Genomic DNA, 26,905 nt, shown 5'->3' with positions numbered 1-26,905 from the left:
TCCTGGTCGGGCGATGCGCCGTTCAACGGTGCGTCGTTTCGACCTGCTGCATCGGGGCCGTATCGACCGGCGGCAGCACCTTGCGTTCGCGCGGCACGCGGGCCGGACGCGGGAGCCGCGACGCGGCTTCCTGCGCGGCCGCGAACTTGTCGGCGTCCGTGTTCACCCAGACGAGACCAGCCTGCTCCAGCACGACATCCAGGCTTGCCGACGCGGGTGCGGCTGCCGGTTGTGCGGGGGCGGGAGCCGGTGCCGATGCCGGTGCCGGTGCCGGTGCGGCAACGGCCTCGGCCTCGGCCGGCGCGGGCGCAGGCGCGGTTTCGACCGGCGCCTCGACCGCCACCGGCGCGGCTTCGATCGCCACGGCGGCCGGTGCGGCTGGCTCGACGGCCGCGGCTTGCGGCGCCTCGACAGCGGCCGCAGCGGCAGCCGGCACTTCGAACGCATCGGTCGGCGACACCGCGACCGGCGTCGGACCTGCTTCCGCGGCTACCGGTGCTGCGACCGGTGCCGGTTCTGCTGCCTCGACGGCGACGACGGGCTCGACCGGTGCGACCGGCGCCGCTTCGGCGTGTGCCGGAGCCGGCTGAGCTTCGACAACGGCCGGTGCGGCCTGCTGCTCGGCGACGGCTTCGACGGCGACCGCGCTGGCCACGGCCGCGACGACAGCCGGTGCGGCCGTGTAAGCCGGTTCGGCTGCGACCGGGGCGGCCGGCGTCACGGCTTGCGCCGCGACTTCGCCATCTGCGCCTTGCTCTGCCTGGTCGACGACCGCGCCGTCTTCCTCGCGCTCGCGACGACCGCCGCGGCGGCCACGACGGCGACGGCGGCGTTCTTCGCCGTCACGCGCACCGGCTTCCGCATCGGCTGCCAGGTCCGCGCCGGGCAGGGCTTCTGCCGCGGCCTTGTCGGTTTCCGGTTCCGGATGGTTTTCGCCACGGGTGACGGTTTCGAGCGTGGCCGCATGCTGGGTCGGCTTGCGGCGTTCGCCGCGCTCGCGACGCTCGCCGCGTTCCTGGCGCTCGCCACGACCGCCTGCTTCGACGCCTTCCGGCTGTTCGGCACGCTCGCGCGGCTCGCGGTTCTCACGCGGTTCGCGCGGCTCACGGCCTTCACGCGGCTCGCGGCCTTCGCGCGGGCCACGGCCCTCGCGACCTTCGCGGTTTTCACGACCTTCGCGGCCGTCGCGACCCTCTCGACCTTCACGCAGCTCACGGCCCTCGCGCGGCTCGCGGCCTTCACGCGGTTCGCGCACTTCCTTGCCTTCGCGCTCCTGGCGTTGCGGCTGGCCACGGCCGGCAGCCGCCTGGTCGCGGCCGCCTTGCGCCTGCTGGGCGCCGCCGCGACGGTTGCGATTGCGATCGCCGCCGCGCTGCTCGGTCTTTTCGGTGCGTTCGCGAGCCGGACGGGCTGCCTGCTCCTTCGCCGGTGCCGGCGTGGCAACCGGTGCGGGCGCCGGTGCCGGCGACACGCCGAACAAGCCCTTCAGCCAGCCGATGAAGCCGCCGCTCGTGGCCGCGACAGGCGCGGGCGCGGGCGCTGGAACCGGCTCGACCGCGCGCTGCGGGGCCGGGCTCGGCGCCGGACGCTCGGGCGTGATGCCCTTGACCGCGGCTTCCTGCTTCGGCTTCACTTCGGCCGCGCGCTTGCTGTAGCCGGTTTCCGACTCGAGCTCGCGCGCCGCTTCCTCGGCCATCTTCCAGGATGCGCGCGGATCGTCGAGGCGCGCGTCGTCGTGACGCAGGCGCTCGAGCTTGTAGTGCGGCGTATCGAGGTGCTTGTTCGGGATCAGCACGATACCGACCTTGAAGCGCGACTCGATCTTGTTGATTTCCTGACGCTTTTCGTTCAGCAGGAAGGCGGTCACCTCGACCGGCACCTGGCAATGGATCGCCGCGGTGTTTTCCTTCATCGCTTCTTCCTGAATGATCCGCAGGACTTGCAGCGCGGACGATTCGGTATCGCGGATGTGGCCGGTGCCGTTGCAGCGCGGGCACGTCACGTGGCTGCCTTCCGACAGCGCCGGACGCAGGCGCTGGCGCGACAGCTCCATCAGGCCGAAGCGGGAGATCTTGCCCATCTGCACGCGCGCACGGTCGTGCTTGAGCGCGTCCTTCAGGCGTTGCTCGACTTCGCGCTGGCTCTTCGCCGACTCCATGTCGATGAAATCGATCACGATCAGGCCGCCGAGGTCGCGCAGGCGCAACTGGCGGGCGACTTCGTCGGCCGCCTCGAGGTTCGTGCGGGTGGCCGTTTCCTCGATGTCCGCGCCCTTGGTCGCGCGGGCCGAGTTCACGTCGATCGCGACGAGCGCTTCGGTGTGGTCGATCACGATCGCGCCGCCGGACGGCAGCGGCACCGTGCGCGAGTACGCGGTTTCGATCTGGTGCTCGATCTGGAATCGCGAGAACAGCGGCACGTCGTCGTGATAGCGCTTCACCTTCGCGACGTTGTCCGGCATCACGATGTCCATGAACGCACGGGCCTGATCGTGGATTTCGTTCGTGTCGATCAGGATTTCGCCGATATCGGGCTGGAAATAGTCCCGGATCGCGCGGATCACGAGGCTCGATTCCAGATAGATCAGCATCGGCTGGCCGGCGTTGCCGCTTTGCGAGGCAGCCTCGATCGCGCGCCACAGTTGCAGCAGGTAGTTCAGGTCCCACTGCAGTTCCTCGGCGCTGCGGCCGATGCCCGCGGTACGGGCGATCATGCTCATGCCGTCCGGAATCTGCAGTTGCGCCATCGTTTCGCGCAGTTCCTGGCGCTCGTCGCCTTCGATCCGGCGCGACACGCCGCCGCCGCGCGGATTGTTCGGCATCAGCACGAGGTAACGGCCGGCGAGCGAGATGAAGGTGGTGAGGGCGGCGCCCTTGTTGCCACGCTCTTCCTTCTCGACCTGGACGATCAGTTCCTGGCCCTCGCGCAGCGCGTCCTGAATGCGCGCGGAGCGCATGTCGACACCGTCCTTGAAGTACTGGCGCGCGACTTCCTTGAACGGCAGGAAGCCGTGGCGGTCTTCGCCGTAGTTGACGAAGCACGCTTCGAGCGACGGCTCGATACGGGTAATGACCCCTTTGTAGATATTGCCTTTGCGCTGTTCGCGCCCGGCGGTTTCGATGTCGATGTCGATGAGCTTTTGCCCATCGACGATGGCGACGCGCAGCTCCTCCTGCTGCGTCGCATTGAACAGCATGCGTTTCATGAACGGCTCCAGGCGGCTCCGCTGCCGACGCCTCGCGGTTGTCAGGCGCGAGGGCGGGAACGACGGCAGGCCGCACCTTGTTGTGTTGTCACGAGCACGCTGGAGCGGGAACGCTGGCGGGGAGAATTGCCTGAAGAGGCGCTTGGGCCCGAAAGACGGGGCCGGCGGCCATAGGGCACCTGCGAATACGGCTTCAAAGCACGGCGTTCACACACCGCACGCTGCAAAAGCGCGCTAAGCCTGATCCGGGCATCGCCACGGGCGCGCGCAATGCGTCGCGCGCGCCGACGGGCGGCAGATGCTGCGGCTTGGGCCGCAGCGGGGAGTATCGAATCCAGCCCGACTTTCCCGCTTGGGGTGTACTTCCCTGGTTTGACGTCGCCAAGCCCCGCACGCTTCGCGGGGCCAAATCGGGCGCAACGCCGTAATTTTCGCAACCGGCAGCCTGCGGACGCACTTCGCGCCGTCGGGCTGCCGATCGAATTCTTTTCAACCAACTTTCCGTTACCGCGGCGCCTTGCCGACCGAATCCGCCTGTGGGCGAGATCCTTGCCGACGGGCGGCGCCGTGCGTGCAACTTGCTGCATCTCTTTGATCAGGGGCGAGCAGCGGACCCCCGGCGCAAGTAAAATAGCAGTTTGCGCTTGCGCCTTGCCCGATTCAGCCGGGGCCGGCCGGTCAGGCCACCCACAACGTCAGGCTGGGCAAAATTATATTCAGTATGAATGAGTTAGGCAAAATATCCCAGAATTCGGTCGCAAGCGGCCAGGTATCGATGATCGAGATCGACGAAAACTCGGCCGGTCAGCGCATCGACAACTTCCTGTTGCGCGTCTGTAAAGGCGTGCCGAAAAGCCATATTTACCGGATCCTCCGCAGCGGCGAAGTGCGCGTGAACAAGGGCCGGATCGACGCGCAGTACCGCCTCGAGCTGGGCGACCTCGTCCGCGTGCCGCCGGTGCGCGTGGCGGCGGCCGACCTCGCGCGCGCCGACACGCCCGTCGTGCCGCCCGCGAATTTCGACGTGTTGTACGAGGACGACGCGATGCTCGTGATCGACAAGCCGGCCGGCGTCGCGGTCCACGGCGGCAGCGGCGTCGCGTTCGGCGTGATCGAGCAGATGCGCCAGGCGCGCCCGCGCGCGAAATTCCTCGAACTCGTGCACCGGCTCGACCGCGAGACGTCCGGGATCCTGATGCTCGCGAAGAAGCGTACGGCGCTCGTCGGGCTGCACGAGCAGATCCGCGAGAACCGGATGGACAAGCGCTACTTCGCGTGCGCGCACGGCGAATGGCAGCCCGACTGGGGGCGCCGCCGCGCGGTGAAGGCGCCGTTGTTCAAGTATTCGACCCCGGAAGGGGAGCGCCGCGTGCGCGTGCAGGACGACGGGCTGCCGTCGCATACGGTGTTCAACCTCGTCGACCGCTGGTCCGACTATGTGCTCGTCGAAGCGGAACTCAAAACGGGGCGGACCCATCAGATCCGGGTGCACCTCGCGCATCTCGGCCTGCCGATCGCCGGCGACGCCAAGTACGGCGATTTCGCACTGAACAAGGCGCTGGCGCGCGCGAACGCGCAGCCGTCGCTGAAACGGATGTTCCTGCATGCGCACCGCCTCAAGCTCGCCCATCCGCTGACCGGCGAGGCGCTGCAGTTCGATGCGCCGCTGCCGGCCGAATGCCGGCGCTTCCTCGATCAACTCAGCGCATTGCGCGATACCGCCTGAACCGCATGGCACGACAGCAATTTGACCTGATCGTCTTCGACTGGGACGGCACGCTGATGGATTCGACTGCGCACATCGCGCACAGCATCCAGGCCGCGTGCCGCGATCTCGGCTTGCCCGCGCCGTCCGACGAGGCGTCCCGCTACGTGATCGGCCTCGGCCTGCGCGACGCGCTGCAGATCGCCGCGCCGACCCTCGATCCGTCCGACTACGCGCGGCTGGCCGAGCGCTACCGCTATCACTATCTGCTCGACGACCAGCGCATCGAGCTGTTCGCCGGCGTCCGCGAGCTGCTCGCCGAGCTGCGCGACATGGGTTATCTGCTCGCCGTCGCGACCGGCAAGGGCCGGGTCGGGCTGAACCGTGTGCTCGACCAGTCGAAGCTGACGAGCTGGTTCGACGCGACGCGCTGCGCGGACGAGACGTTCTCGAAGCCGCATCCGGCGATGCTGCACGAGTTGTCGCGGGAATTGGGGCAGGACCTGTCGCGCACCGTGATGATCGGCGACACCACGCACGACCTGCAGATGGCCGCCAGCGCCGGCGCGGCCGGCGTCGGCGTGGCATACGGCGCGCATACGGCCGATGCGCTGGCGGCGCTCACCCCGCGCTTCGTCGCGCCGGACGTCGGCGCGCTGGCCGCATGGCTGCGGGAGCACGCATGAGCGCGGCGCCGGACGCCGTGCGCGTGTGCGCATCGAGCGCGTTGACCGACGGCGGGGCCGGCGTGCGCGTCGACGCGACGCTGCGCGGCGAGCAGGCCGTCGTGTTCTTCGTGCGCTACGACGGCCGCGCGTACGGCTACCTGAACCGCTGCGCGCACGTGCCGATGGAGCTCGACTGGGCCGAAGGGCAGTTCTTCGAGTCGTCGGGCCTCTATCTGATGTGCGCGACGCACGGTGCGATCTACGCGCCGGATACCGGCAAGTGCGTCGGCGGCCCGTGCCGCGGCGGCCGCTTGCGGCCGGTCGAGGTCGACGAGCGCGACACGCCCGACGGCCGTGCGGTATTCTGGGTGCCCGATGCCGATCTGCATCCCGCCACTCCCACCACTCCCACCACTCCCGCCACGACCGACTGACGACACCACTGCATGACCGATCAACCGAATTCCCCGGATTCCTCCGCCCGTCCCGACAGCCGTGAACCGAGCTGGGAGCGCGCGGCGCTCGAACGGATCGCGCTCGCGGCCGTCAAGGAACAGCGCGCGGCACGGCGCTGGAAGATCTTCTTCCGCTTCGCGTTTCTCGGCGTGTTCGTGCTGTTCGCGTTCGCGCTGATCGATTTCTCGGGCGATTCGAAGCTCTCGTCGAGCGGGCGGCATACGGCGCTCGTGACGATCGACGGCGAGATCGCGGCCGGCGTCAACGCGAACGCCGACGACATCAACACGGCGCTCGACGCCGCGTTCGACGACGACGGCACGGTCGGCGTCGTGCTGCGGATCAACAGCCCGGGCGGCAGCCCGGTGCAGGCGGGCATGGTCTACGACGAGATCCGGCGGTTGCGCGGCAAGTATCCGGACAAGCCGCTGTACGTCGTCGTGACCGACATGTGCGCGTCGGGCGGTTATTACATCGCGTCCGCGGCCGACAAGATCTTCGTCGACAAGGCGAGCATCGTCGGGTCGATCGGCGTGCTGATGGACGGGTTCGGCTTCACCGGGCTGATGGGCAAGCTCGGCGTCGAGCGGCGCCTGCATACGTCGGGCGAAAACAAGGGCTTCTACGATCCGTTCTCGCCGGAAACGCCGAAGATGGACGCACACGCGCAGGCACTGCTCGACCAGGTGCACGCGCAGTTCATCAAGGCCGTGAAGGATGGCCGCGGCAAGCGCCTGCACGAGACGCCCGACATGTTCTCGGGCCTGTTCTGGACCGGCGAGAAGAGCGTCGAGCTCGGGCTCGCCGACGGCTACGGCACGACCGATACGGTCGCGCGCGACGTGCTGAAGGCGCCGGATCTGGTCGACTATACGGTGAAGGAAAGCCTGACGAATCGGGTCGCGCGCAAGTTCGGCGCGGCCGTCGGGGGCGCCGCGATGAAGGCGTTGACGGCCGGCGGCGCGGCGGTCAGCCTGCGCTGACGATCGACGGTACCCGGCGGGCCGTGATGGCCCGCCTTTCATTCAGTCAGCCGATCGCCGGTCGCGGCATCAGTTCGCGAGCAGCAGGAAGATCGCGGGGCGCTTGTGCAGATTCGGCGCGGGCGCCTTTTTCCAGTCCATGACGGTGCGGCTCGCGATCGTCTCGGTCGCGAGGGTCAGATCGGCCGCGACGCAGATCTGCGTCGACGGCGCGCAGGTCGCAGCCATCGTGTCCAGCATCGCGTGATTCCGGTACGGCGTTTCGATGAAGATCTGCGTCTGGCGCGCCTTGCGCGACAGTTGCTCGAGTTCGCGCAGGCGTTTCGCGCGCGCGGCCGCATCGACCGGCAGGTAGCCGTTGAACGCGAAGCTCTGGCCGTTCAGGCCCGACGCCATCAGCGCCAGCAGGATCGAGCTCGGCCCGACGAGCGGCACGACCTTCACGCCGCGCTCGTGCGCGCGGCGCACCAGCAGTGCGCCGGGGTCGGCGACGGCCGGGCAGCCGGCCTCCGACACGAGACCGGCGTCCGCGCCGGCCAGCACGGGCGCGAGCAGCCGGTCGATGGCGCCGGCCGGCGTATTGACGTTCAGCTCGCTGATCTCGATTTCCTGGATCGGCCGCGTCGTACCGATCTTCTTCAGAAACGCGCGGGTCGTTTTCGCGTTCTCGCCGATGTAATAGCCGAGCGTGCCGGCGCGCGCCTGCACGGCGGCGGGCAGCACGGCGGCGAGCATCGATTCGTCGCCTTCGCCGAGCGTGTTCGGGACGAGATAAAGCGTGCCGGCGGTCATGCGCGGTCTCCTCGGGTGGTAGCGAACAACGGGTAGTCGGCGGCGCGCAGCATCCGCGTGAGGGCGATCAGCGGCAGGCCGACGAGCGCGGTCGGATCGTCCGAGTCGATCGCGTCGAGCAGCGCGATGCCGAGCCCTTCGGACTTCGCGCTGCCGGCCACGTCGTACGGCGTTTCCGCGCGCAGGTAGGCGTCGAGTTCGGCCTCGGGCAGCGAACGGAAGCGCACGTGCGTGACGATGTCCTCGACCTGCGCGTCGTCGGTGCGGCTGTCGTACAGGCAGAGCGCGCTGTGGAATTCGACTTCGCGGCCCTGCATCGACATGAGCTGCGCGAGTGCGCGCTCGTGCGTGCCGGGCTTGCCGATCTGATGCCCGTCGAAGGTCGCGACCTGATCCGACCCGATCACCAGCACGCCGTCCGGCGCATCGATCGTGGCGGCCACGGCGCGTGCCTTCGCGCCGGCGAGGCGCAGCGCGGTCGCGGCCGGCGTTTCGCCGGCGAGCGGAGTTTCGTCCAGGTCGGGCGACACGACGTCGAACGGCACGCCGAGGCGCTCGAGGAGCGCGCGGCGGTAACGGGAACTGGAAGCAAGAATCAGCCGCGGCGGGCGGCAAACGGTATCCGGCATGGTCGGTTGGATCGGTGAGTCGTCAGGTGTGGCGCGGCGTTGCGCGGACGCAAGCTTAAGTGATTGACCGCAAAAGGTAAAACAGGTATGCTTTCCCGCTTTTCGTCGGCAGGCTTTCGCTGAGGTGGCGCCTGCCGGTCTTCGGAAGCAAGGTACGTCATCCTTCGATGAGCCCGGCGCCAAGCCGGATCCCGCAAGTCAGCCTGTAGACAGGAGCGCGCATGAACACTTCTTCTGGCAAACCTGCGGCGGCGCTCGATCCGCACGCGGTGGACCTGTTCGAGTTCGCCCGCAGCGGGCGGCAGGCGGCTGGCGCGGCGCACCTGTCGCAACTGCCGCGCATGTTAAACGAAGTGCCGACGGACGCGCCAGATCGCGACACGGTCTTCACATGGCAGGCGGAAGGGTTCACGCAGAAGGAGTTGCAGGACGACGGCGCCGACGGGCAGCAGCCGTATCTGCGCCTCGCGGTGCACGGTCATGCGTGGCTCACGTGCCAGCGCTGCATGACGCCGTACGACCAGACGTTCGACGTCGACATGACGTACCGCGTCGTCGCGACCGAAGAAGAAGCTGAGGAATTTCCGCTCGACGACGATGAAGCCGATGTGATCGTGGGCTCACGCCAGTTCGATCTCGTCGACTTGATCGAAGAGGAATTGCTGCTTTCGTTGCCGCTCGTGCCCAAGCACGAGGTTTGCCCGGCAGTTCACGAAAGCCTCGTGTCGGGTGCGAGCGGTCCCGTGGAAGCGGCGGACGAGGCGTCCGACGAAGCCGGGGACGAAGGCAAACGGCCGAATCCGTTCGCAGCGCTGCAAGCGTTGAAGAAGGACGGTGACGGCACCAAGAAACACTAAGCAGTTGTGGCGCGGGAAGGCGTAAGGGCTTTGGGCCAGGGTAGTCAAGCGCCGGATCGGGCTGTGTTAGAATCCGGAAAATTATTTAGGAGTTAGTCATGGCAGTCCAGCAAAACAAGAAGTCGCCGTCGAAGCGCGGCATGCATCGTTCGCACGATTTCCTGACGGCAGCGCCGCTGGCAGTCGAGCCGAGCACGGGTGAAGTGCACCTGCGTCACCACGTCAGCCCGAACGGCTACTATCGCGGCAAGAAAGTCGTCAAGACGAAGAACGACTAAGCGTCAAGTCACGCGTTGCGCGCTACGTTCGCCGTTCGCGTGACAACTGGTTCGCTTGACACTTTCCTGGCTCAACAAGAAGGCGGCATTCAACTGCCGCTTTTTGTGCCTGAAATTCGTCGCATTCCATGACCGTAAAGCTCACAATCGATTGCATGGGAGGCGACCACGGCCCGTCCGTGACCGTTCCCGCGGCAGTCAAGTTCGTCCGCGCGCATCCCGATGCGCACCTGATGCTCGTCGGCATCGAAAGCGCGATTCGCGCTCAGCTCAAGAAGCTGAAAGCCCTCGACGATCCCGCGTTGACCATCGTGCCCGCCACCGAAGTCGTGGCGATGGACGACCCTGTCGAAGTGGCGCTGCGCAAGAAGAAGGATTCTTCGATGCGCGTCGCGCTCAACCAGGTCAAGGAAGGCGCGGCGCAGGCCTGCATCTCCGCCGGCAATACCGGCGCGCTGATGGCCGTTTCCCGTTACGTACTCAAGACGCTGCCCGGCATCGAGCGGCCCGCGATCGCGTTCGCGCTGCCGAACCCGACCGGCTACACGATGATGCTGGACCTCGGCGCGAACGTCGACTGCGAACCGCAGCATCTGCTGCAGTTCGCGGAGATGGGGCATGCGCTCGTGGCCGCGCTCGAAGGCAAGGAGCGCCCGACGATCGGCCTCTTGAACATCGGCGAAGAGGTCATCAAGGGCAACGAGACGATCAAGCGCGCAGGCGAGCTGCTGCGCGCCAGCACGCTCAACTTCCGCGGCAACGTGGAAGGCAACGACATCTACAAGGGCACCGTCGACGTGATCGTGTGCGACGGCTTCGTCGGCAACGTCGCGCTGAAGACGTCCGAAGGGCTCGCGCAGATGCTGTCGGACATCATCCGCGAGGAGTTCGGCCGTTCGCTGATGTCGAAGCTGATGGCGCTGCTCGCGCTGCCCGTGCTGATGCGTTTCAAGAAGCGCGTCGACCACCGCCAGTACAACGGCGCGGCGCTGCTGGGGCTGAAGAGCCTCGTGATCAAGAGCCACGGTTCGGCCGACGCCTACGCGTTTGAGTGGGCGATCAAACGCGGGTATGATGCCGTCAAAAACGGGGTGCTGGAGCGCCTCGCGCGCGCGATGGCGGATAATTCAGTGTCGCTCGGCGATGGCGAACACGACGCGGGCGGCTCGGGCCATGCAAGCCCGGCCCCAGGCCATCACGCCGAACCTTCCGCTGCGCAATCCTCTAAAGCATAAATGGCCCAATCGACTCTCTATTCCCGCGTGCTCGGCACGGGCAGCTACCTGCCGCCCGACCGCGTCACGAACCAGCAGTTGACCGATCGTCTCGCGAAGGAAGGCATCGAGACCAGCGATGAATGGATCGTGGCGCGCACGGGTATCCATGCGCGCCATTTCGCCGCACCGGACGTCACGACGAGCGATCTCGCGCTCGAGGCGTCGCGTCGTGCGATCGAAGCGGCCGGTGTCGATCCGCAGTCGATCGACCTGGTCATCGTCGCGACTTCGACCCCCGATTTCGTGTTCCCGAGCACCGCGTGCCTGCTGCAGAACAAGCTCGGCATCAAGAACGGCGGCGCGGCGTTCGACGTGCAGGCCGTGTGTTCGGGCTTCGCGTACGCGATGGCGACGGCCGACAGCTTCATCCGCAGCGGCCAGCACCGTACGGCGCTGATCGTCGGCGCGGAGACGTTCTCGCGCATTCTCGACTTCAAGGACCGCACGACCTGCGTGCTGTTCGGCGACGGCGCGGGCGCGGTGATCCTGTCCGCATCGGAAGAGCCGGGCGTGCTCGGCAGCGCGCTGCACGCGGACGGCAGCTACTCGAACATCCTGTGCACGCCGGGCAACGTCAATCGCGGCGTGATCGACGGCAGCGCGTTCCTGCACATGGACGGGCAGGCCGTGTTCAAGCTCGCGGTCAACGTGCTCGAAAAGGTCGCGATCGAAGCGCTCGCGAAGGCGAATCTCGCGCCTGAGCAAATCGACTGGCTGATTCCGCACCAGGCCAACATCCGCATCATGACGAGCACCTGCCGCAAGCTCGGCCTGCCGCAGGAGCGCATGGTCGTGACGGTCGACCAGCACGGCAACACGTCGGCCGCGTCGATTCCGCTGGCGCTCGACGCCGCGGTGCGCGACGGCCGCATCCAGCGCGGCCAGCACGTGCTGATCGAAGGCGTCGGCGGCGGCTTCACCTGGGGCGCGTCGGTCTTCCGTTTCTGATCCGCGGCGCGCGTTTTTGCCGCGCGCGGATCCCGTCGGCGCGCCGCTCGTGCGCGCCGTCCGCATCGATTCAATTGGGGACGATATGAAATTTGCATTCGTTTTTCCGGGGCAGGGCTCGCAGGCGATCGGCATGCTCAACGCATTCGCCGATCTGGCCGTCGTGCGCGAGACGCTCCAGGAAGCGTCCGATGTGCTCAACCAGGATCTCGGCAAGCTGATCGCCGAGGGTCCGGCCGAAGAGCTGAACCTGACCACCAACACGCAGCCCGTGATGCTGACCGCCGCGTACGCGTGCTATCGCGCGTGGCAGCAGGCGGGCGGCCCGGCGCCGTCGATCGTCGCCGGCCACAGCCTCGGTGAGTACACGGCGCTCGTCGCGGCCGGCGCGATTGCATTCAAGGACGCGGTGCCGCTCGTGCGCTTCCGTGCGCAGGCGATGCAGACGGCCGTGCCGGTCGGCCAGGGCGGCATGGCCGCGATCCTGGGCCTCGACGACGACACGGTGCGTGCGGTGTGCGCCGAGGCCGCGGAAGCGGGCGTCGTCGAAGCGGTGAACTTCAATGCGCCCGCGCAAGTCGTGATCGCAGGCAGCAAGGCCGCGGTCGAAAAGGCGTGCGAGATCGCGAAGGCGAAGGGCGCGAAGCGCGCGCTGCCGCTGCCGGTGTCGGCGCCGTTCCATTCGTCGCTGCTCAAGCCGGCGTCGGACCAGCTGCGCGACTACCTTGCGAACGTCGACGTGAAGGCGCCGCAGATTCCGGTCGTCAACAACATCGACGTCGCCGTGCTCAGCGATCCGGCCGCGATCAAGGATGCGCTGGTGCGCCAGGCCGCGGGGCCGGTGCGCTGGGTCGAGTGCGTGCGTCACATCGCGGGCACGGGCGTCACGCACGTGATCGAATGCGGTCCGGGCAAGGTGCTCGCCGGCCTGACGAAGCGCATCGACGGCAACCTGACGGGCGCGTCGGTGTTCGATCCGGCTTCGCTCGACGAAGCGCTCAAGCTCGCGACCGCCTGACGCGGCGCCTTTTCCCAAGCAACGGATATTCGATTCATGGACAAGACTCTCGATAAACAGGTTGCGATCGTGACCGGCGCGTCGCGCGGCATCGGCCGTGCGATCGCACTCGAACTCGCGCGCCTGGGCGCGACGGTGATCGGCACGGCGACGAGCGAATCGGGCGCCGCCGCGATCACCGCGGCGTTCGCCGAAGCGGGCGTCACGGGCCGCGGCGCGGTGCTGAACGTCAACGACGCGGCCGCCGCCGAGGCGCTGATCGATGCGACCGTGAAGGAATTCGGCGCGCTGAACGTGCTCGTCAACAACGCGGGCATCACGCAGGACCAGCTCGCGATGCGGATGAAGGACGAGGACTGGGACGCGGTGATCGACACCAACCTGAAGTCGGTGTTCCGCCTGTCGCGCGCGGTGCTGCGCCCGATGATGAAGGCGCGCGGCGGCCGTATCATCAACATCACGTCGGTGGTCGGCTCGGCCGGCAATCCGGGGCAGGTCAACTACGCGGCCGCGAAGGCCGGCGTCGCGGGCATGACGCGCGCGCTCGCGCGCGAAATCGGCAGCCGCGGCATCACGGTGAACTGCGTGGCGCCGGGCTTCATCGACACCGACATGACGAAGACGCTGCCGGAAGAACAGCAGGCCGCGCTCAAGACCCAGATTCCGCTCGGCCGACTCGGCAGCCCGGAGGACATCGCCCATGCCGTCGCGTTCCTCGCATCGCCGCAGGCCGGTTACATCACCGGCACGACGCTGCACGTGAACGGCGGCATGTACATGTCGTAACGGTTTTCGTTTACCATCCGCGCCGTATCCCGTTTTTCAGGCGGACCGGCGCTTGATCGACCATCAAGCCAACGCGCGTTTTGGCGTCAGCAAACCTGATAAAATGCGCGCACTTGTAAATCTGAACTTTCCCTCGGAGGGGTAATGGACAACATCGAACAACGTGTCAAGAAGATCGTCGCTGAACAACTGGGCGTCGCGGAAGCCGAGATCAAGAACGAGGCTTCGTTCGTGAACGACCTGGGCGCGGACTCGCTCGACACGGTCGAACTGGTGATGGCGCTCGAAGACGAGTTCGGCATGGAAATCCCGGACGAAGAAGCAGAGAAGATCACGACCGTTCAGCAAGCGATCGACTACGCTCGCGCAAACGTCAAGGCGTAAGCGCCTTTCGCGCTTGTCCGCCACGTCGCCGCGATCTTCGCGATTGACGCGCCATCCTGCCGGCTTCGCGCCGGACGGACTAACAGCCACAGGGCTCGCAGGGCTGGTTCCTGTGGCCACTGTGGCTTTTGTTTTTGTCATCCAATAATGGAAAAGAGGTTACCGTGAGCCGCCGTCGTGTTGTCGTTACAGGCCTGGGGCTGATTTCGCCTGTTGGCAATAATGTTGCCGACGGCTGGGCCAATCTCGTCGCCGGCAAGTCCGGTATCGCCACCGTCACGAAGTTCGATGCGTCGAACCTCGCCTGCCATTTCGCGGGCGAAGTGAAGGGTTTCAGCGCCGAGGAGTACATCCCCGCGAAGGAAGCCCGGAACATGGATACGTTCATCCATTACGGCATCGCCGCCGGCGTCCAGGCCATGCGGGACAGCGGGCTGGAAGTGACCGAAGCCAACGCGGAACGCATCGGCGTGCTGGTGGGTTCCGGCATCGGCGGCCTGCCGATGATCGAAGATACGCACCAGACCTACGTCGATCGCGGCGCACGCCGGATTTCGCCGTTCTTCGTGCCGGGTTCGATCATCAACATGATCTCGGGTCACCTGAGCATCATGTTCGGCCTGAAGGGCCCGAACCTCGCGGCCGTGACGGCCTGCACGACCGGCCTGCACAGCATCGGCCTCGCCGCGCGCCTGATCCAGGCCGGCGACGCCGACGTGATGGTCGCGGGCGGCGCCGAATCGACGGTGTCGCCGCTCGGCATCGGTGGCTTCGCGGCGGCGCGCGCGCTGTCGACCCGCAACGACGATCCGGCCACCGCGTCGCGTCCGTGGGACAAGGACCGCGACGGCTTCGTGCTGGGCGAGGGCTCCGGCGTGATGGTGCTCGAAGAGTACGAGGCGGCGAAGGCGCGCGGCGCGAAGATCTACGCGGAAGTCTCGGGCTTCGGCATGACGGGCGATGCGTACCACATGACCGCGCCGAACATGGACGGCCCGCGCCGCTGCATGGTCGCGGCGCTGCGCGACGCCGGCGTGAACCCGGATGAAGTTCAGTACCTGAACGCGCACGGCACGTCGACGCCGCTGGGCGACAAGAACGAGTCGGACGCGGTGAAGGCGGCCTTCGGCGAGCACGCGTACAAGATGGTGGTCAACTCGACGAAGTCGATGACGGGCCACCTGCTGGGTGGCGCGGGCGGCCTCGAATCGGTGTTCACGGTGCTGGCGCTGCACAACAACGTGTCGCCGCCGACCATCAACATCTTCAACCAGGATCCCGAGTGCGATCTCGATTACTGCGCGAACACCGCGCGTGACATGAAGATCGACGTGGCCGTGAAGAACAACTTCGGCTTCGGCGGTACCAACGGCACGCTGGTGTTCAAGCGCGTCTGACGCTGAATCGCTTGACGAGTCCATTCGATGCTCCGGCCGGGCGTCCGCAGCGCTTTGCGTTGCGGGCCTCGGCCGTGTCGTATTTCGTGCTGGCCGCGTTCGTCGCGTCGGCTGCCGCCTCGGCGTACCTGTTCTGGGCGCCGCGCGCGGGCGCTGCCGCCGGCGCGGGCGTGTCGGCCGTGACGGCTGCACTGCTGGCCGTATGCGCGGTGCGGGCTTGCGCTCGCCGGCTGCCGGCCGAGTTGCGGATCGATGCGTTCGGGGAGATCGCGGCGTTTGGCCGCACCGGGCGCTTGCTCGCCCGCGGCCGCGTGACGGGCCACGCGCACTGGAGCAGCCTGCTGCTGGTGCTGTCGGTTGGCCAGGGCGCCCGGCGTGCCCGGCCGCTGCTGATTCCGGCCGACGCGCTCGATGCCGCGTCGTTCAGCGCGCTGTCGGTGCTGGCGAGAACGGCCGGGGCGGCGGGGCGGGCATGACGACGGCATGGTTACCGACCGTAACCAGCGGCCGGCGCCGGAACGCTACAATAACGCTCCGCGTTGCATCCCTAGTTAACGGATTTGTCAGGTGAGTGAAAAAGAAATCGATCAGGCTCTGGTCGAGCGCGTACAGAAGGGCGACAAGGCGGCGTTCGAACTCCTGGTCTCCAAATACCACCGCAAGATCATTCGGCTGATCTCGCGCCTCGTGCGGGATCCCGCCGAGGTCGAGGATGTGGCCCAGGACGCGTTCATCAAGGCGTATCGTGCGCTGCCGCAATTTCGCGGCGAATCGGCGTTCTATACGTGGTTGTACCGAATTGCCGTCAACACGGCGAAGAACTACCTTGCGACGCAAGGCCGCCGGGCGCCGACCTCCACCGAGGCCGATGCGGAGGAAGCGGAAACTTTCTCCGACGCAGACCAACTAAGGGATATCAACACGCCTGAGTCGATGTTGATGAGCAAGCAGATTGCCGAGACGGTCAACGCTGCGATGGCTCTGCTGCCCGAGGAACTGCGTCAGGCAATCACGCTGCGCGAGATCGAGGGCCTGAGCTACGAAGAGATCGCGGAAATGATGGGCTGTCCGATCGGGACGGTCCGCTCGCGGATCTTCCGCGCGCGCGAAGCAATCGCTGCCAAATTGCGTCCGCTGCTCGATACGCCCGAAGGCAAGCGCTGGTAAGCGCGACGGGCGGAGCGACGCGGGTCGGGGTCTAGTTACGGATAGAGTCGTGAAGTCACGACGGGGTGTGCAAGATGGGGAGCATCATGGGGTCGGTCAATACGCAATCGCAGGCGTGCTCGCGCGGCGAGCGCCTTTCCGCGCTGGTCGACGGCGAAATGTTCGATGGCCCGGATCACGGGCAGTTTCTGGCTGAGCTCGACCGCGCGGATCGCGCTGCGTGGGCCCATTACCACCTGATCGGCGATGCGCTGCGCTCGGACGAACTCGCGCTGCCGCCCGCGCTGAGCGTCGCGTTCACCGCGCGCATGTCGGCCGCGCTCGAAAGCGAGCCGCACCTGCTGGCGCCGGCGGCCGCGCCGGTCGCGCGCAAGCTGCTGTCGCTGCGCCGCCGTGTCGTGCCCGCGTTCGCGGTGGCCGCCGCGGCCGCCACGCTGACGTGGATCGTCGTCCCGCAGATGCAGACGGCCGGTGCGCCGGGCGCCGTCCAGGTCGCGTCGGCAGGCGCGCCGCAGAACGGCAACCTGCAGCGCGTGACGGTTGCGCAGGCATCGGCCCAGCCGGGCCTGCAGGACGTCAACATCATTCGCGACGCCAGCCTCGACCAATACCTTGAAGCGCACCAGCAATTCGCGCAGCAGCCCGTCGTCACGGGTTCGATGCCGCTGATCCGCGCTGCCGTGACCACCACGCCAGGCCAATAAACCCGATGCGGACATTGCAGTTGAATCACGCCATCTCCGGATGGAAGCGGCTGCCGGCCCTCCTGCTTTGCGCAGCCGCCCTGTTGTCCGTTCAATCCCTTCCCGCCAGCGCCCAGCAACCGGACGATCCCCTCGCCACCCGCAAGGGCGCCGCGGACTGGCTCGACCGCGTCCAGCAGGCGGCGCAGCAGCAGAGCTACGAAGGGACGTTCGTCTACCAGCGCGGCGGGTACGTACAGTCGTCGCGCATCGCGCACGTCGCGTCCCGCGACGGCGAATTCGAGCGGATCGAGACGCTCGACGGCAAGCCGCGCAAGCTGCTGCGGCATAACGACGAGCTGTACACGTTCGTACCCGAGCGCAAGCTGTGCGTGGTCGAGCGTCGCCAGACGCGCGATTCCTTTCCGGCGCTGCTCGGCGCGAGCGGCGAGCACGTGATGTCCGTGTACGATGCGAAGCCGCTCGGCAAGGACCGCGTGGCCGGGATCGACGCGCAGGTCGTCGAGCTCGTGCCGAAGGATGCGTACCGTTTCACGTACAAGCTGTGGGCCGACGCCCGCACCGGGCTGCTGCTGCGTTCGCAGACGCTCGACGCGAACGATCACGTGCTCGAGCAGATCGCGTTCTCGCAATTGCAGACGGGCGGTGCAAGCGGCGACAAGGCCGCGATTGCCGCCGGCATGCGCAACCTGAACGGCTGGACGGTCGTGCGCCCGCCGGTCGCGACGGTCGACATGGAAGCGCAGGGCTGGCAGCTCGCGCCGAGCGTGGCCGGCTTCCAGAAGATTCGTGAAGTGCGCCGGCCGATGGCCGCGCGCGATGCGGGCGATCCGCCGATCCCGGTCGATCAGGCCGTTTTCACCGACGGCCTCGCGACGGTCTCGGTCTTCATCGAGCCGGCCGAGAAAAATACGCGCAAGGAAGGCGCGGGCAGCACCGGTGCGACGCACGTTCTCGTGAAGCGTCGCGGCGACTACTGGGTCACCGTGCTCGGCGAAGTGCCGCCGGCAACGTTGCAGCAGTTCGCGTCTGCCATAGAATACAAGGCTTCCAAGTAACGCTACGGCTTCCGACATGACGAAACTCACGCTGCGCAAAGTGCTCGCGGCGGCGGCGCTGTGTGCCTGCCTGCCGCTCGTCCCGCAAACCGCGATCGCTGTCACGCCTCCGGCTGCCAGCCTGCCCGATTTCGCCGACCTCGTCGAAAAGGTGGGCCCCGCGGTCGTGAACATCCGGACTACCGCGAACGTGCCGGTACCCGGCCCGCGCGGCGTGCTCCCGCCTGGCTTCGACAACGGCGACATGTCGGAATTCTTCCGGCGCTTCTTCGGCATTCCGCTGCCGCAGGCGCCCGGCAACGGCGGCAACCCGAAGAACGCGCCGACGCCGGACAATCCGCCCGACACCGAGCAGAACCGCGGCGTCGGCTCGGGCTTCATCGTGTCGGCCGACGGGTACGTGATGACCAATGCGCACGTCGTCGACGATGCAGACACCATCTACGTGACGCTGACCGACAAGCGCGAATTCAAGGCGAAGCTGATCGGCGTCGACGATCGCACGGACGTCGCGGTCGTCAAGATCCAGGCGTCGAACCTGCCGGTCGTCGCGATCGGCGATTCGAACAAGGTGCGCGTCGGCGAGTGGGTCGTCGCGATCGGTTCGCCGTTCGGCCTCGACAACACGGTCACGGCCGGCATCGTCAGCTCGAAGAGCCGCAACACGGGCGACTACCTGCCGTTCATCCAGACCGACGTCGCGGTGAACCCCGGCAACTCGGGCGGGCCGCTGATCAACATGCAGGGCGAGGTGATCGGCATCAACTCGCAGATCTACAGCCGGACCGGCGGCTTCATGGGCATTTCGTTCGCGATTCCGATCGACGAGGCGATGCGCGTGGCCGACCAGCTGAAGGCGACGGGCAAGGTCACGCGCGGCCGGATCGCGGTAGCGATCGGCGAGGTGACGAAGGACGTGGCCGATTCGATCGGGCTGCCGAAGGCCGAAGGCGCGCTCGTCAGCAGCGTCGAGCCGGGCGGCCCGGCCGACAAGGCGGGCATCCAGCCGGGCGACATCATCCTGAAGTTCAACGGCCGTCCGGTCGATGCGGCGTCCGATCTGCCGCGCATGGTCGGCGACACGAAGCCCGGCACGAAGGCGACGGTCAGCGTGTGGCGCAAGGGTCAGGCACGCGATCTGCCGATCACGATCGCCGAGACGCCGGCCGAGTCGACGGCGAAGGCCGAGCAGCGCAAGAACGCGCCGCAGAAGCCGCGCCAGAGCAATTCGCTCGGCCTGACGGTCAGCGACCTGACGGCGGAGCAGATGAAGACGCTGAAGCTGAAGAACGGCGTGCAGATCGACGGCGTCGACGGCCCGGCCGCCCGGGCGGGCCTGCAGCGCGGCGACATCGTGCTGCGCGTCGGCGACACCGACATCACGAGCGCGAAGCAGTTCGCCGACGTGACCGCGCAGCTCGACCCGCAGAAGGCGGTCGCGGTGCTCGTGCGGCGCGGCGACAACACGCAGTTCGTGCCCGTGCGGCCGCGCCAGAAGTAACCCGCCGATGTTCACGCTCTACGGCCGCGGCTGGTGCCACCTGTGCGACGACATGCGCGACGCACTGGCGCCGGTCGCGGCCGAATTCGGCGTCGCGGTCGACTACGTCGACATCGATACCGATGCGGCGCTCGTCGCGCGTTACGACGAGGACGTGCCCGTGCTGCTGCTGGACGGTGCGGAAGTGTGCCGCCACCGGTTCGACGACGCGCGGGTGCGCGACGCGCTGGCAGCCCGGCGCGATGCTGGCACGCCGCCGGCCGGCGCCGCATTGCATGGGGCTTGATCCGGCGGGCGGCCCCCGCCGGCGCCCCGCGTGGCGGGCCGTCCGAAATCCCGCCCGGCGTAAGCCTTTTCGGCTAAAATAAGCCGTTTTTTCACCGACTTACACAAGGCGTGCTCCGCAGTCGTCGAGCGCGCCTTTTTCGCTTGATCGGCACTGAATGGATCATATTCGCAATTTCTCGATCATCGCGCACATCGACCACGGCAAGTCGACGCTCGCGGATCGCATCATCCAGGTATGCGGCGGCCTCGCCGACCGTGAAATGGAAGCGCAGGTGCTCGACTCGATGGACATCGAGCGCGAGCGCGGCATCACGATCAAGGCGCAGACGGCAGCACTGTCGTATCGCGCCCGCGACGGCAAGGTCTACAACCTGAACCTGATCGACACGCCGGGGCACGTCGACTTCTCGTACGAGGTCAGCCGTTCGCTGTCCGCGTGCGAAGGCGCGCTGCTCGTGGTCGACGCGAGCCAGGGCGTCGAGGCGCAGACGGTCGCGAACTGCTACACGGCGATCGAGCTCGGCGTCGAGGTCGTGCCCGTGCTGAACAAGATCGACCTGCCGGCCGCGAACCCCGAGAACGCGATCGAGGAGATCGAGGACGTGATCGGCATCGACGCGACCGACGCGACGCGCTGCAGCGCGAAGACGGGGCTCGGCGTCGAGGACGTGCTCGAGGCGCTGATCGCGAAGGTGCCGCCGCCGAAGGGCGATCCGGCCGCGCCGCTGCAGGCGCTGATCATCGATTCGTGGTTCGACAACTACGTCGGCGTCGTGATGCTCGTGCGCATCGTCAACGGCACGCTGCGCCCGAAGGACAAGATCAAGATGATGGCGACCGGCGCGCAGTATCCGGTCGAGCACGTCGGCGTGTTCACGCCGAAGTCGCGCAATCTCGAATCGCTGTCGGCCGGGCAGGTGGGCTTCATCATCGCCGGCATCAAGGAACTGACGGCCGCGAAGGTCGGCGATACCGTCACGCACGCGACCAAGGCCGCCGCCGAGCCGCTGCCGGGCTTCAAGGAAGTGAAGCCGCAGGTGTTCGCGGGGCTGTATCCGGTCGAGGCGAACCAGTACGACGCGCTGCGCGAATCGCTCGAGAAGCTGAAGCTGAACGACGCATCGCTGCAGTACGAGCCTGAAGTGTCGCAGGCGCTCGGCTTCGGTTTCCGCTGCGGCTTCCTCGGGCTGCTGCACATGGAAATCGTGCAGGAGCGGCTCGAGCGCGAATTCGACATGGATCTCATCACGACCGCGCCGACGGTCGTCTACGAGGTCGTGCAGAGCGACGGCTCGACGATCATGGTCGAGAACCCGGCGAAGATGCCGGAGCCCGGCCGCATCGCCGAAGTCCGCGAGCCGATCGTCACCGTGAACCTGTACATGCCCCAGGATTACGTCGGCTCGGTGATCACGCTGTGCGAGCAGAAGCGCGGCTCGCAGATCAACATGCAGTATCACGGCCGCCAGGTGCAGCTCACGTACGAGATCCCGATGGCCGAGATCGTGCTCGACTTCTTCGATCGCCTGAAGTCGGTGTCGCGCGGCTATGCGTCGATGGACTACGAGTTCAAGGAATACCGTTCGTCGGACGTCGTGAAGGTCGACATGCTGATCAACGGCGACAAGGTCGATGCGCTGTCGATCATCGTGCACCGGTCGCAGTCGCAATACCGCGGCCGCGAAGTCGCCGCGAAGATGCGCGAGATCATTCCGCGCCAGATGTACGACGTGGCGATCCAGGCCGCGATCGGCGCGCACATCGTCGCGCGCGAGAACATCAAGGCGCTGCGCAAGAACGTGCTCGCGAAGTGCTACGGCGGCGACATCACGCGGAAGAAGAAACTGCTCGAGAAGCAGAAAGAAGGTAAGAAACGCATGAAGCAGGTGGGTTCGGTCGAGATCCCGCAGGAGGCGTTCCTCGCGATCTTGCGCGTCGAAGACAAATAACAGGACTGATCCTTTTATGAATTTTGCGCTGATTCTTTTTGTGCTCGTCGTCGTGACGGGCGTAGCGTGGGTGCTGGACAAACTGGTGTTCCTGCCGCGGCGTCGCAAGGCGGCCGATTCGGCGATCGAGGAATTCGATCGCCAGCAGTCGCGCATCGACAAGCGTTTCGCGGACGAAAACGCGGCGCAGACGCGCTCGAAGCTGCGTGACGAAAAGCTGCGTCAGCCGTGGTGGCTCGAGTACACGGCGAGTTTCTTTCCGGTGATCCTGGCCGTGTTCGTCGTGCGTTCGTTCGTCGTCGAGCCGTTCAAGATTCCGTCGGGCTCGATGGTGCCGACGCTGCTCGTCGGCGATTTCATCCTCGTCAACAAGTTCGAGTACGGGCTGCGCCTGCCGGTCACCAACACGAAGATCACGCAGGGCAGCCCGCTGTCGCGCGGCGACGTCGTCGTGTTCCGCTATCCGAAGGACGAATCGGTCGACTACATCAAGCGTGTGATCGGCCTGCCGGGCGATACGGTCGCGTATCAGGACAAGCAGTTGACGATCAACGGCCAGCCGGTGCCCGAAGCGCCGCTGCCCGATTACTTCGACGACGAGCGCCAGAATTACGCGAAGCAGTTCGAGGAAACGATCGGCAACAAGAAGAACGCGATCCTCAACAACCCGGCCGTGCCGCCGTTCGTGATGGGCGCATACGACTATCCGTATCGCGACAACTGCACGTACAACAGCCGCGGCGTGATCTGCAAGGTGCCGCCCGGTCACTACTTCATGATGGGCGACAACCGCGACAACAGCGCGGACAGCCGCTACTGGGGTTTCGTGCCCGACCGGAACATCGTCGGCCGCGCGTTCTTCATCTGGATGAACTTCAGCGACCTGAAGCGCATCGGTTCCTTCAACTGATGCATTGATTCACACGCACTACGCGACGCACGGGCCGCGTCGCGTATTGCCGAACTACTTTAAGAACCGGCGGTAACACCGCCTCGTCACGCCTTTTCGTGTCCGGCCGTGCCGTTTCGGCCCGACCGGGCGCCCGCGTTATACTCCTGCACATGCCCCTATCCCAGTTGGAAAGCCGGCTGCGCTACGAATTTCGCAATGCGGAATTGTTGCGCCAGGCTTTGACCCATCGCAGTCACAGTGCCACGCACAACGAACGGCTCGAGTTTCTCGGCGATTCCGTTCTGAATTGCGCGGTGGCCGCCCTTTTGTTCCAGCGCTTCGGCAAGCTGGACGAAGGCGACCTGTCGCGCGTACGCGCCAACCTCGTCAAACAGCAGTCGCTGTATGAAATTGCTCAGGCCCTCAATATCTCGGACGGCCTGCGGCTGGGCGAGGGCGAGCTGCGCAGCGGCGGTTTCCGCCGCCCGTCGATCCTCGCGGACGCATTCGAAGCCATCATCGGGGCCGTGTTCCTCGATGGCGGCTTCGAAGCCGCCCAAGGGGTCATCAAGCGCCTCTATATCCCGATTCTCGACCACATCGATCCCCGCACGCTCGGCAAGGACGCGAAGACGCTGCTGCAGGAATACCTGCAGGGGCACAAGATCGCGCTGCCGACCTATACGGTCGTCGCGACGCATGGTGCGGCGCACAATCAGCAGTTCGAGGTCGAATGCACGGTGCCGAAGCTGGACGTGAAGGTATCGGGCTCCGGCGCGAGCCGGCGCGCGGCCGAGCAGGCCGCCGCGAAGAAGGCGCTCGACGAGGTGATGGCGGCCGCGCCGATGCTGGCCGCGAAGCCGAAGCGCTCGAAAAACGCGCGCGGGTCGAAGCATGTCGAACCCGAGATCGTGCCGGGCGTGAAGGGCGTGCAGGAAGCGCTCGACCTGCGCTCGCCCGAGCGGAAGGAGCGTGCGGCGGCGCGCGAGGCGAGGGCGGGCGGCGCGGTACCGGCCGTAACGGTTGCGACGGCTGGCGCCGAACCGGCCGTCGCGCCGATGGCCGCGATTCGCGCGGCGCATGTCGAACCGGCGGCGGACAAGGGCGAACGGGCGGCGAAGCCGGCGGCTGACAAAGTTGCCGACAAACCGGCCGAGCGGCCCGACAAGGCCGCGGAAAAGCCCGCCGAGGCCGCGCCTCGCGCAGCCGACAAGCCGGCCGGCCACGCAGCCGATCCGGCATCGTCGCCGGCCGACAAGCCTGCCGCGGGGGGCGACTCCGCCGCGCGTACGCCGGCGCGCGCACGCGATGCCGCGGCGCCCGACGCCGAGACGCCGCCCGGCGGCGCGAGCCTTGCTGCCGCGCAGGCGCGCGTGGCCGATGCCGACCACTGAATTGCCCATCGATCGTGCCGCGCGCCGCGCGGCCGTTTCCGAACCTGTCTCCCAAACGATATGAACACTCCCGCTCCTACCGGTTTCCGTTGCGGCATGATCGCGATCGTGGGCCGCCCGAACGTCGGCAAGTCGACGTTGATGAACGCACTCGTCGGCCAGAAGATCAGCATTACGTCGCGCAAGGCGCAGACGACCCGCCACCGCATCACCGGCATCAACACGTTCGACGACGCGCAATTCGTGTTCGTCGACACGCCCGGCTTCCAGACCCGTCACAGCACCGCGCTGAACCGTTCGCTGAACCGCGCGGTCACGTCGACGCTGACGTCGGTCGACGTGATCCTGTTCGTGATCGAGGCCGGCCGCTTCGGGCCCGACGACCAGAAGGTGCTCGACCTGATCCCGCCCGGCATGCCGACGCTGCTGATCGCGAACAAGATCGACCGCGTGAACGACAAGGCCACGCTGTTCCCGTTCATGCAGAAGGTGAGCGAGCTGCGCGAATTCACCGAGCTCGTGCCGTTGTCGGCGCAGAAGCCGGAAGACATCAAGCGCCTGCTGGACACGATCAAGCCGTACCTGCCGGAAGGCGAGCCGATCTACGGCGAGGACGAACTGACCGACCGCAGCTCGCGCTTCCTCGCGGCCGAAATCCTGCGCGAGAAGGTGTTCCGCTGGACCGGCGACGAACTGCCGTACACGAGCACCGTGCTGATCGACAAGTTCGAGGAGGAGGGCCGCCTGAAGCGCATTTTCGCGACGATCCTCGTCGAGCGCGATTCGCACAAGGCGATGGTGATCGGCAAGAAGGGCGAGAAGCTCAAGCAGATCAGCACCGAGGCGCGGATGGACATGGAAAAGCTGTTCGACGGCCCCGTGTACCTCGAGACCTTCGTGAAGGTGAAGAGCGGCTGGGCCGACAACGAGGCGGGGCTGCGTGCCTATGGGTACGAATGACGCGCTGACGTCGACCGAAGACGCGGTGACGGCCGGCGCGAACGACGCGCCGCTGCCGGCACCGCCCGAACCGCCGCGCAAGGCGCGGCGCGCGACGTCTCGCACGTCCGATTTCCGCGTCGCCGAGCAGCCGGCGTTCGTGCTGCACAGCTATCCGTATCGGGAAACGAGCCTGATCGTCGACGTGCTGACGCGCGACCACGGCCGGCTCGCGCTCGTCGCGAAGGGCGCGAAGCGCCCGCACTCCGCGTTGCGCGGCGTATTGCAGACCTTCCAGCCGCTGCTGCTGTCGTGGTCGGGCAAATCCGAGGTGCGCACGCTGACGGGCGCCGAATGGGTCGGCGGGATGCTGCCGCTCGGCGGCGACGGGCTGTTGTGCGGTTTCTACGCGAACGAGCTGCTCGTCAAATTCTGCGCGCGCGAGGATCCCCAGCCGCCGCTGTTCAATCATTACGTGCTGACCCTCACGCGCCTCGCGCACGGCGAGCCCGCCGTGCAGGTGCTGCGCTCGTTCGAGCGCGTGCTGTTGCGCGAGACCGGCTATGCGATGGCGCTGAACCGCACGGTCGCCCGCCGTGCGGTCGAACCCGACCGGCGCTACGTGTTCGATCCCGAGCGCGGCGTGCGCAACGCGGACGACGACGTGCCGTCGCACTGGCCGGTCATCACCGGGCAGACGTTGCTCGACATGGAGCAGGACGATTACCATCGAGCCCAGACGGTCGCGCAGAGCAAGACGCTGATGCGCTTCCTGCTGAACACCTATCTCGGCGGTACGCCGCTCGCCACGCGTCAGATCCTGATCGACCTGCAAAACCTATGAGCTTCTTCCTGACAACGCCCACCGCCATCGACCTCGGCGTGAACATCGACCACGTCGCGACGCTGCGCAATGCACGCGGCACGCGCTATCCCGATCCGATCCGCGCGGCGCTCGCCGCCGAAGAGGCGGGCGCGGACGCGATCACGCTGCACTTGCGCGAGGATCGCCGCCACATCGTCGACGCCGACGTGCGCGAGCTGCGCCCGCTGCTGAAGACGCGCATGAACCTCGAATGCGCGGTGACGGCCGAGATGCTCGACATCGCCTGCGAAGTGCGTCCGCACGATGCGTGCCTCGTGCCGGAGAAGCGCGCGGAACTGACGACCGAGGGCGGTCTCGACGTGGCCGGCCACTTCGAGGCCGTGCGTGCGGCGTGCAAGCAGCTTGCCGACGCGGGTGTGCGCGTGTCGCTGTTCATCGACCCGGACGACACGCAGATTCGCGCCGCGCACGAAGCAGGTGCGCCGGTGATCGAGCTGCATACGGGCCGCTACGCCGAAGCGCACGACGAAGCGCAGCAGCAGCGCGAATACGAGCGTATCGTCGCGGGCGTGCAGGCCGGCGCGCAGCTGGGCCTGAAGGTCAATGCGGGCCATGGGCTGCACTACACGAACGTGCAGCAGATCGCCGCGATCGACGGCATCGTCGAGCTGAACATCGGCCACGCGATCGTCGCGCACGCGATCTTCGCGGGCTGGGACAACGCGGTGCGCGAGATGAAGGCGATCATGGTCGCCGCACGCGTCGCCGCGCTGCACGGCGGCGCGCGCTGACGATGCGAGGCCG

27 protein-coding genes are annotated in these 26,905 nt (G+C 67.0%); 24 read left to right on the top strand and 3 right to left on the bottom strand.

Going from position 1 to position 26,905, the window contains the following annotated elements; genetic code table 11:
• Positions 1-22 precede the first annotated feature (22 nt).
• A complete protein-coding gene (locus tag LGN10_RS04715) occupies positions 23-3,205 on the bottom strand; it encodes an Rne/Rng family ribonuclease (protein ID WP_226222007.1) in 3,183 nt (1,060 codons plus the stop codon).
• Positions 3,206-3,926: 721 nt separating this feature from the next.
• On the opposite strand from LGN10_RS04715, the gene LGN10_RS04710 reads away from it, so the two are divergent.
• Genes LGN10_RS04710 through LGN10_RS04695 form a run of 4 tightly spaced genes read left to right on the top strand, consistent with a single transcriptional unit; the run spans position 3,927 to position 7,017 of the window.
• Entirely contained in the window at positions 3,927-4,931 is a 1,005-nt protein-coding gene (locus tag LGN10_RS04710) for an RluA family pseudouridine synthase (protein ID WP_059574017.1), read from the top strand.
• Between the two features lie 5 nt (positions 4,932-4,936).
• On the top strand, positions 4,937-5,596 hold the full coding sequence (locus tag LGN10_RS04705; protein ID WP_059638269.1) for an HAD-IA family hydrolase: 660 nt from the start codon (positions 4,937-4,939) through the stop codon (positions 5,594-5,596).
• The gene (locus LGN10_RS04700; protein ID WP_226222006.1) at positions 5,593-6,012 is read left to right on the top strand and encodes a Rieske (2Fe-2S) protein; all 420 of its coding nucleotides are present in this window, start codon (positions 5,593-5,595) and stop codon (positions 6,010-6,012) included. The genes LGN10_RS04705 and LGN10_RS04700 overlap by 4 nt, the downstream gene beginning before the upstream one ends.
• 12 nt (positions 6,013-6,024) lie before the next feature.
• Positions 6,025-7,017: a S49 family peptidase gene (locus LGN10_RS04695; protein ID WP_059574015.1), complete on the top strand. Its 993-nt coding sequence runs from the start codon at positions 6,025-6,027 to the stop codon at positions 7,015-7,017.
• Positions 7,018-7,086: 69 nt separating this feature from the next.
• Here the strand turns inward: LGN10_RS04695 and LGN10_RS04690 are convergent, their stop codons facing one another.
• Both LGN10_RS04690 and LGN10_RS04685 read right to left on the bottom strand, forming a co-directional pair.
• A complete protein-coding gene (locus tag LGN10_RS04690; protein ID WP_226222004.1) occupies positions 7,087-7,809 on the bottom strand; it encodes an SAM-dependent methyltransferase in 723 nt (240 codons plus the stop codon).
• Positions 7,806-8,438 (bottom strand): Maf-like protein, encoded by a 633-nt coding sequence (locus LGN10_RS04685; protein ID WP_089464634.1) that lies wholly within the window; start codon positions 8,436-8,438, stop codon positions 7,806-7,808. Before LGN10_RS04685 ends, LGN10_RS04690 begins: the two co-directional genes overlap by 4 nt.
• Positions 8,439-8,659: 221 nt before the next feature.
• On the opposite strand from LGN10_RS04685, the gene LGN10_RS04680 reads away from it, so the two are divergent.
• From LGN10_RS04680 to pdxJ, 20 genes are all read left to right on the top strand, one after another.
• Positions 8,660-9,295 carry a YceD family protein gene (locus LGN10_RS04680; protein WP_226222002.1) on the top strand — a complete coding sequence of 212 codons (636 nt, stop codon included), beginning with the start codon at positions 8,660-8,662 and terminating at the stop codon, positions 9,293-9,295.
• Between the two features lie 98 nt (positions 9,296-9,393).
• Entirely contained in the window at positions 9,394-9,573 is a 180-nt protein-coding gene (gene rpmF, locus LGN10_RS04675; protein ID WP_006051932.1) for a 50S ribosomal protein L32, read from the top strand.
• Positions 9,574-9,701: 128 nt separating this feature from the next.
• Positions 9,702-10,808, top strand: coding sequence for a phosphate acyltransferase PlsX (plsX, locus tag LGN10_RS04670; RefSeq protein WP_059574011.1), 1,107 nt, complete (start codon positions 9,702-9,704; stop codon positions 10,806-10,808).
• Positions 10,809-11,798, top strand: a complete 990-nt coding sequence (locus tag LGN10_RS04665; protein ID WP_226222000.1) for a beta-ketoacyl-ACP synthase III — start codon at positions 10,809-10,811, stop codon at positions 11,796-11,798.
• Between the two features lie 85 nt (positions 11,799-11,883).
• On the top strand, positions 11,884-12,816 hold the full coding sequence (fabD, locus tag LGN10_RS04660) for an ACP S-malonyltransferase (protein ID WP_059574321.1): 933 nt from the start codon (positions 11,884-11,886) through the stop codon (positions 12,814-12,816).
• A 36-nt stretch (positions 12,817-12,852) separates the two neighbouring features.
• Entirely contained in the window at positions 12,853-13,602 is a 750-nt protein-coding gene (gene fabG, locus LGN10_RS04655; protein WP_059574010.1) for a 3-oxoacyl-ACP reductase FabG, read from the top strand.
• A 144-nt stretch (positions 13,603-13,746) separates the two neighbouring features.
• On the top strand, positions 13,747-13,986 hold the full coding sequence (acpP, locus tag LGN10_RS04650; protein WP_004197638.1) for an acyl carrier protein: 240 nt from the start codon (positions 13,747-13,749) through the stop codon (positions 13,984-13,986).
• A 164-nt stretch (positions 13,987-14,150) separates the two neighbouring features.
• The gene (gene fabF, locus LGN10_RS04645) at positions 14,151-15,383 is read left to right on the top strand and encodes a beta-ketoacyl-ACP synthase II (RefSeq protein WP_059574009.1); all 1,233 of its coding nucleotides are present in this window, start codon (positions 14,151-14,153) and stop codon (positions 15,381-15,383) included.
• A gap of 11 nt (positions 15,384-15,394) precedes the next feature.
• Positions 15,395-15,859: a hypothetical protein gene (locus tag LGN10_RS04640; protein ID WP_059574008.1), complete on the top strand. Its 465-nt coding sequence runs from the start codon at positions 15,395-15,397 to the stop codon at positions 15,857-15,859.
• Positions 15,860-15,950: 91 nt separating this feature from the next.
• Positions 15,951-16,550 (top strand): RNA polymerase sigma factor RpoE, encoded by a 600-nt coding sequence (gene rpoE / locus LGN10_RS04635; protein ID WP_006490873.1) that lies wholly within the window; start codon positions 15,951-15,953, stop codon positions 16,548-16,550.
• 86 nt (positions 16,551-16,636) lie between these two features.
• Positions 16,637-17,254 (top strand): sigma-E factor negative regulatory protein, encoded by a 618-nt coding sequence (locus LGN10_RS04630; protein ID WP_059574007.1) that lies wholly within the window; start codon positions 16,637-16,639, stop codon positions 17,252-17,254.
• A gap of 5 nt (positions 17,255-17,259) precedes the next feature.
• The gene (locus LGN10_RS04625) at positions 17,260-18,312 is read left to right on the top strand and encodes a MucB/RseB C-terminal domain-containing protein (protein ID WP_059638278.1); all 1,053 of its coding nucleotides are present in this window, start codon (positions 17,260-17,262) and stop codon (positions 18,310-18,312) included.
• A gap of 16 nt (positions 18,313-18,328) precedes the next feature.
• Positions 18,329-19,813, top strand: a complete 1,485-nt coding sequence (locus LGN10_RS04620; protein ID WP_060313238.1) for a DegQ family serine endoprotease — start codon at positions 18,329-18,331, stop codon at positions 19,811-19,813.
• A 7-nt stretch (positions 19,814-19,820) separates the two neighbouring features.
• Positions 19,821-20,099 (top strand): glutaredoxin family protein, encoded by a 279-nt coding sequence (locus tag LGN10_RS04615; protein WP_059574004.1) that lies wholly within the window; start codon positions 19,821-19,823, stop codon positions 20,097-20,099.
• Between the two features lie 157 nt (positions 20,100-20,256).
• Complete coding sequence (gene lepA, locus LGN10_RS04610; protein WP_021159691.1) at positions 20,257-22,050, top strand: translation elongation factor 4; 1,794 nt, start codon at positions 20,257-20,259, stop codon at positions 22,048-22,050.
• A gap of 16 nt (positions 22,051-22,066) precedes the next feature.
• Positions 22,067-22,960 carry a signal peptidase I gene (gene lepB / locus LGN10_RS04605; protein WP_059574003.1) on the top strand — a complete coding sequence of 298 codons (894 nt, stop codon included), beginning with the start codon at positions 22,067-22,069 and terminating at the stop codon, positions 22,958-22,960.
• Positions 22,961-23,112: 152 nt separating this feature from the next.
• Entirely contained in the window at positions 23,113-24,336 is a 1,224-nt protein-coding gene (gene rnc / locus LGN10_RS04600; RefSeq protein ID WP_226221998.1) for a ribonuclease III, read from the top strand.
• A 60-nt stretch (positions 24,337-24,396) separates the two neighbouring features.
• Entirely contained in the window at positions 24,397-25,296 is a 900-nt protein-coding gene (gene era / locus LGN10_RS04595) for a GTPase Era (RefSeq protein ID WP_006476493.1), read from the top strand.
• Positions 25,283-26,119 (top strand): DNA repair protein RecO, encoded by an 837-nt coding sequence (recO, locus tag LGN10_RS04590; RefSeq protein WP_059574001.1) that lies wholly within the window; start codon positions 25,283-25,285, stop codon positions 26,117-26,119. The genes era and recO overlap by 14 nt, the downstream gene beginning before the upstream one ends.
• Positions 26,116-26,892: a pyridoxine 5'-phosphate synthase gene (gene pdxJ / locus LGN10_RS04585; protein WP_124657614.1), complete on the top strand. Its 777-nt coding sequence runs from the start codon at positions 26,116-26,118 to the stop codon at positions 26,890-26,892. Before recO ends, pdxJ begins: the two co-directional genes overlap by 4 nt.
• Positions 26,893-26,905: the final 13 nt, after the last annotated feature.

Origin of the sequence: Burkholderia sp. AU32262 (genome assembly GCF_020419985.1) — a bacterium.
Classification (GTDB): Bacteria; Pseudomonadota; Gammaproteobacteria; order Burkholderiales; family Burkholderiaceae; genus Burkholderia; species Burkholderia semiarida.
This window is presented reverse-complemented; position numbering and strand designations above follow the sequence as displayed.

Coding starts and splice junctions, on each gene's coding strand:
- LGN10_RS04630 (WP_059574007.1), top strand. CDS start 16,637: ATGGGGTCGGTCAATACGCAATCGCAGGCGTGCTCGCGCGGCGAGCGC.
- LGN10_RS04625 (WP_059638278.1), top strand. CDS start 17,260: ATGCGGACATTGCAGTTGAATCACGCCATCTCCGGATGGAAGCGGCTG.
- LGN10_RS04690 (WP_226222004.1), bottom strand. CDS start 7,809: ATGACCGCCGGCACGCTTTATCTCGTCCCGAACACGCTCGGCGAAGGC.
- LGN10_RS04615 (WP_059574004.1), top strand. CDS start 19,821: ATGTTCACGCTCTACGGCCGCGGCTGGTGCCACCTGTGCGACGACATG.
- LGN10_RS04700 (WP_226222006.1), top strand. CDS start 5,593: ATGAGCGCGGCGCCGGACGCCGTGCGCGTGTGCGCATCGAGCGCGTTG.
- LGN10_RS04680 (WP_226222002.1), top strand. CDS start 8,660: ATGAACACTTCTTCTGGCAAACCTGCGGCGGCGCTCGATCCGCACGCG.
- LGN10_RS04695 (WP_059574015.1), top strand. CDS start 6,025: ATGACCGATCAACCGAATTCCCCGGATTCCTCCGCCCGTCCCGACAGC.
- LGN10_RS04685 (WP_089464634.1), bottom strand. CDS start 8,438: ATGCCGGATACCGTTTGCCGCCCGCCGCGGCTGATTCTTGCTTCCAGT.
- recO (WP_059574001.1), top strand. CDS start 25,283: ATGGGTACGAATGACGCGCTGACGTCGACCGAAGACGCGGTGACGGCC.
- pdxJ (WP_124657614.1), top strand. CDS start 26,116: ATGAGCTTCTTCCTGACAACGCCCACCGCCATCGACCTCGGCGTGAAC.
- plsX (WP_059574011.1), top strand. CDS start 9,702: ATGACCGTAAAGCTCACAATCGATTGCATGGGAGGCGACCACGGCCCG.
- acpP (WP_004197638.1), top strand. CDS start 13,747: ATGGACAACATCGAACAACGTGTCAAGAAGATCGTCGCTGAACAACTG.
- LGN10_RS04715 (WP_226222007.1), bottom strand. CDS start 3,205: ATGAAACGCATGCTGTTCAATGCGACGCAGCAGGAGGAGCTGCGCGTC.
- rpmF (WP_006051932.1), top strand. CDS start 9,394: ATGGCAGTCCAGCAAAACAAGAAGTCGCCGTCGAAGCGCGGCATGCAT.
- lepA (WP_021159691.1), top strand. CDS start 20,257: ATGGATCATATTCGCAATTTCTCGATCATCGCGCACATCGACCACGGC.
- LGN10_RS04705 (WP_059638269.1), top strand. CDS start 4,937: ATGGCACGACAGCAATTTGACCTGATCGTCTTCGACTGGGACGGCACG.
- LGN10_RS04710 (WP_059574017.1), top strand. CDS start 3,927: ATGAATGAGTTAGGCAAAATATCCCAGAATTCGGTCGCAAGCGGCCAG.
- rnc (WP_226221998.1), top strand. CDS start 23,113: ATGCCCCTATCCCAGTTGGAAAGCCGGCTGCGCTACGAATTTCGCAAT.
- fabD (WP_059574321.1), top strand. CDS start 11,884: ATGAAATTTGCATTCGTTTTTCCGGGGCAGGGCTCGCAGGCGATCGGC.
- LGN10_RS04620 (WP_060313238.1), top strand. CDS start 18,329: ATGACGAAACTCACGCTGCGCAAAGTGCTCGCGGCGGCGGCGCTGTGT.
- LGN10_RS04665 (WP_226222000.1), top strand. CDS start 10,809: ATGGCCCAATCGACTCTCTATTCCCGCGTGCTCGGCACGGGCAGCTAC.
- lepB (WP_059574003.1), top strand. CDS start 22,067: ATGAATTTTGCGCTGATTCTTTTTGTGCTCGTCGTCGTGACGGGCGTA.
- era (WP_006476493.1), top strand. CDS start 24,397: ATGAACACTCCCGCTCCTACCGGTTTCCGTTGCGGCATGATCGCGATC.
- fabG (WP_059574010.1), top strand. CDS start 12,853: ATGGACAAGACTCTCGATAAACAGGTTGCGATCGTGACCGGCGCGTCG.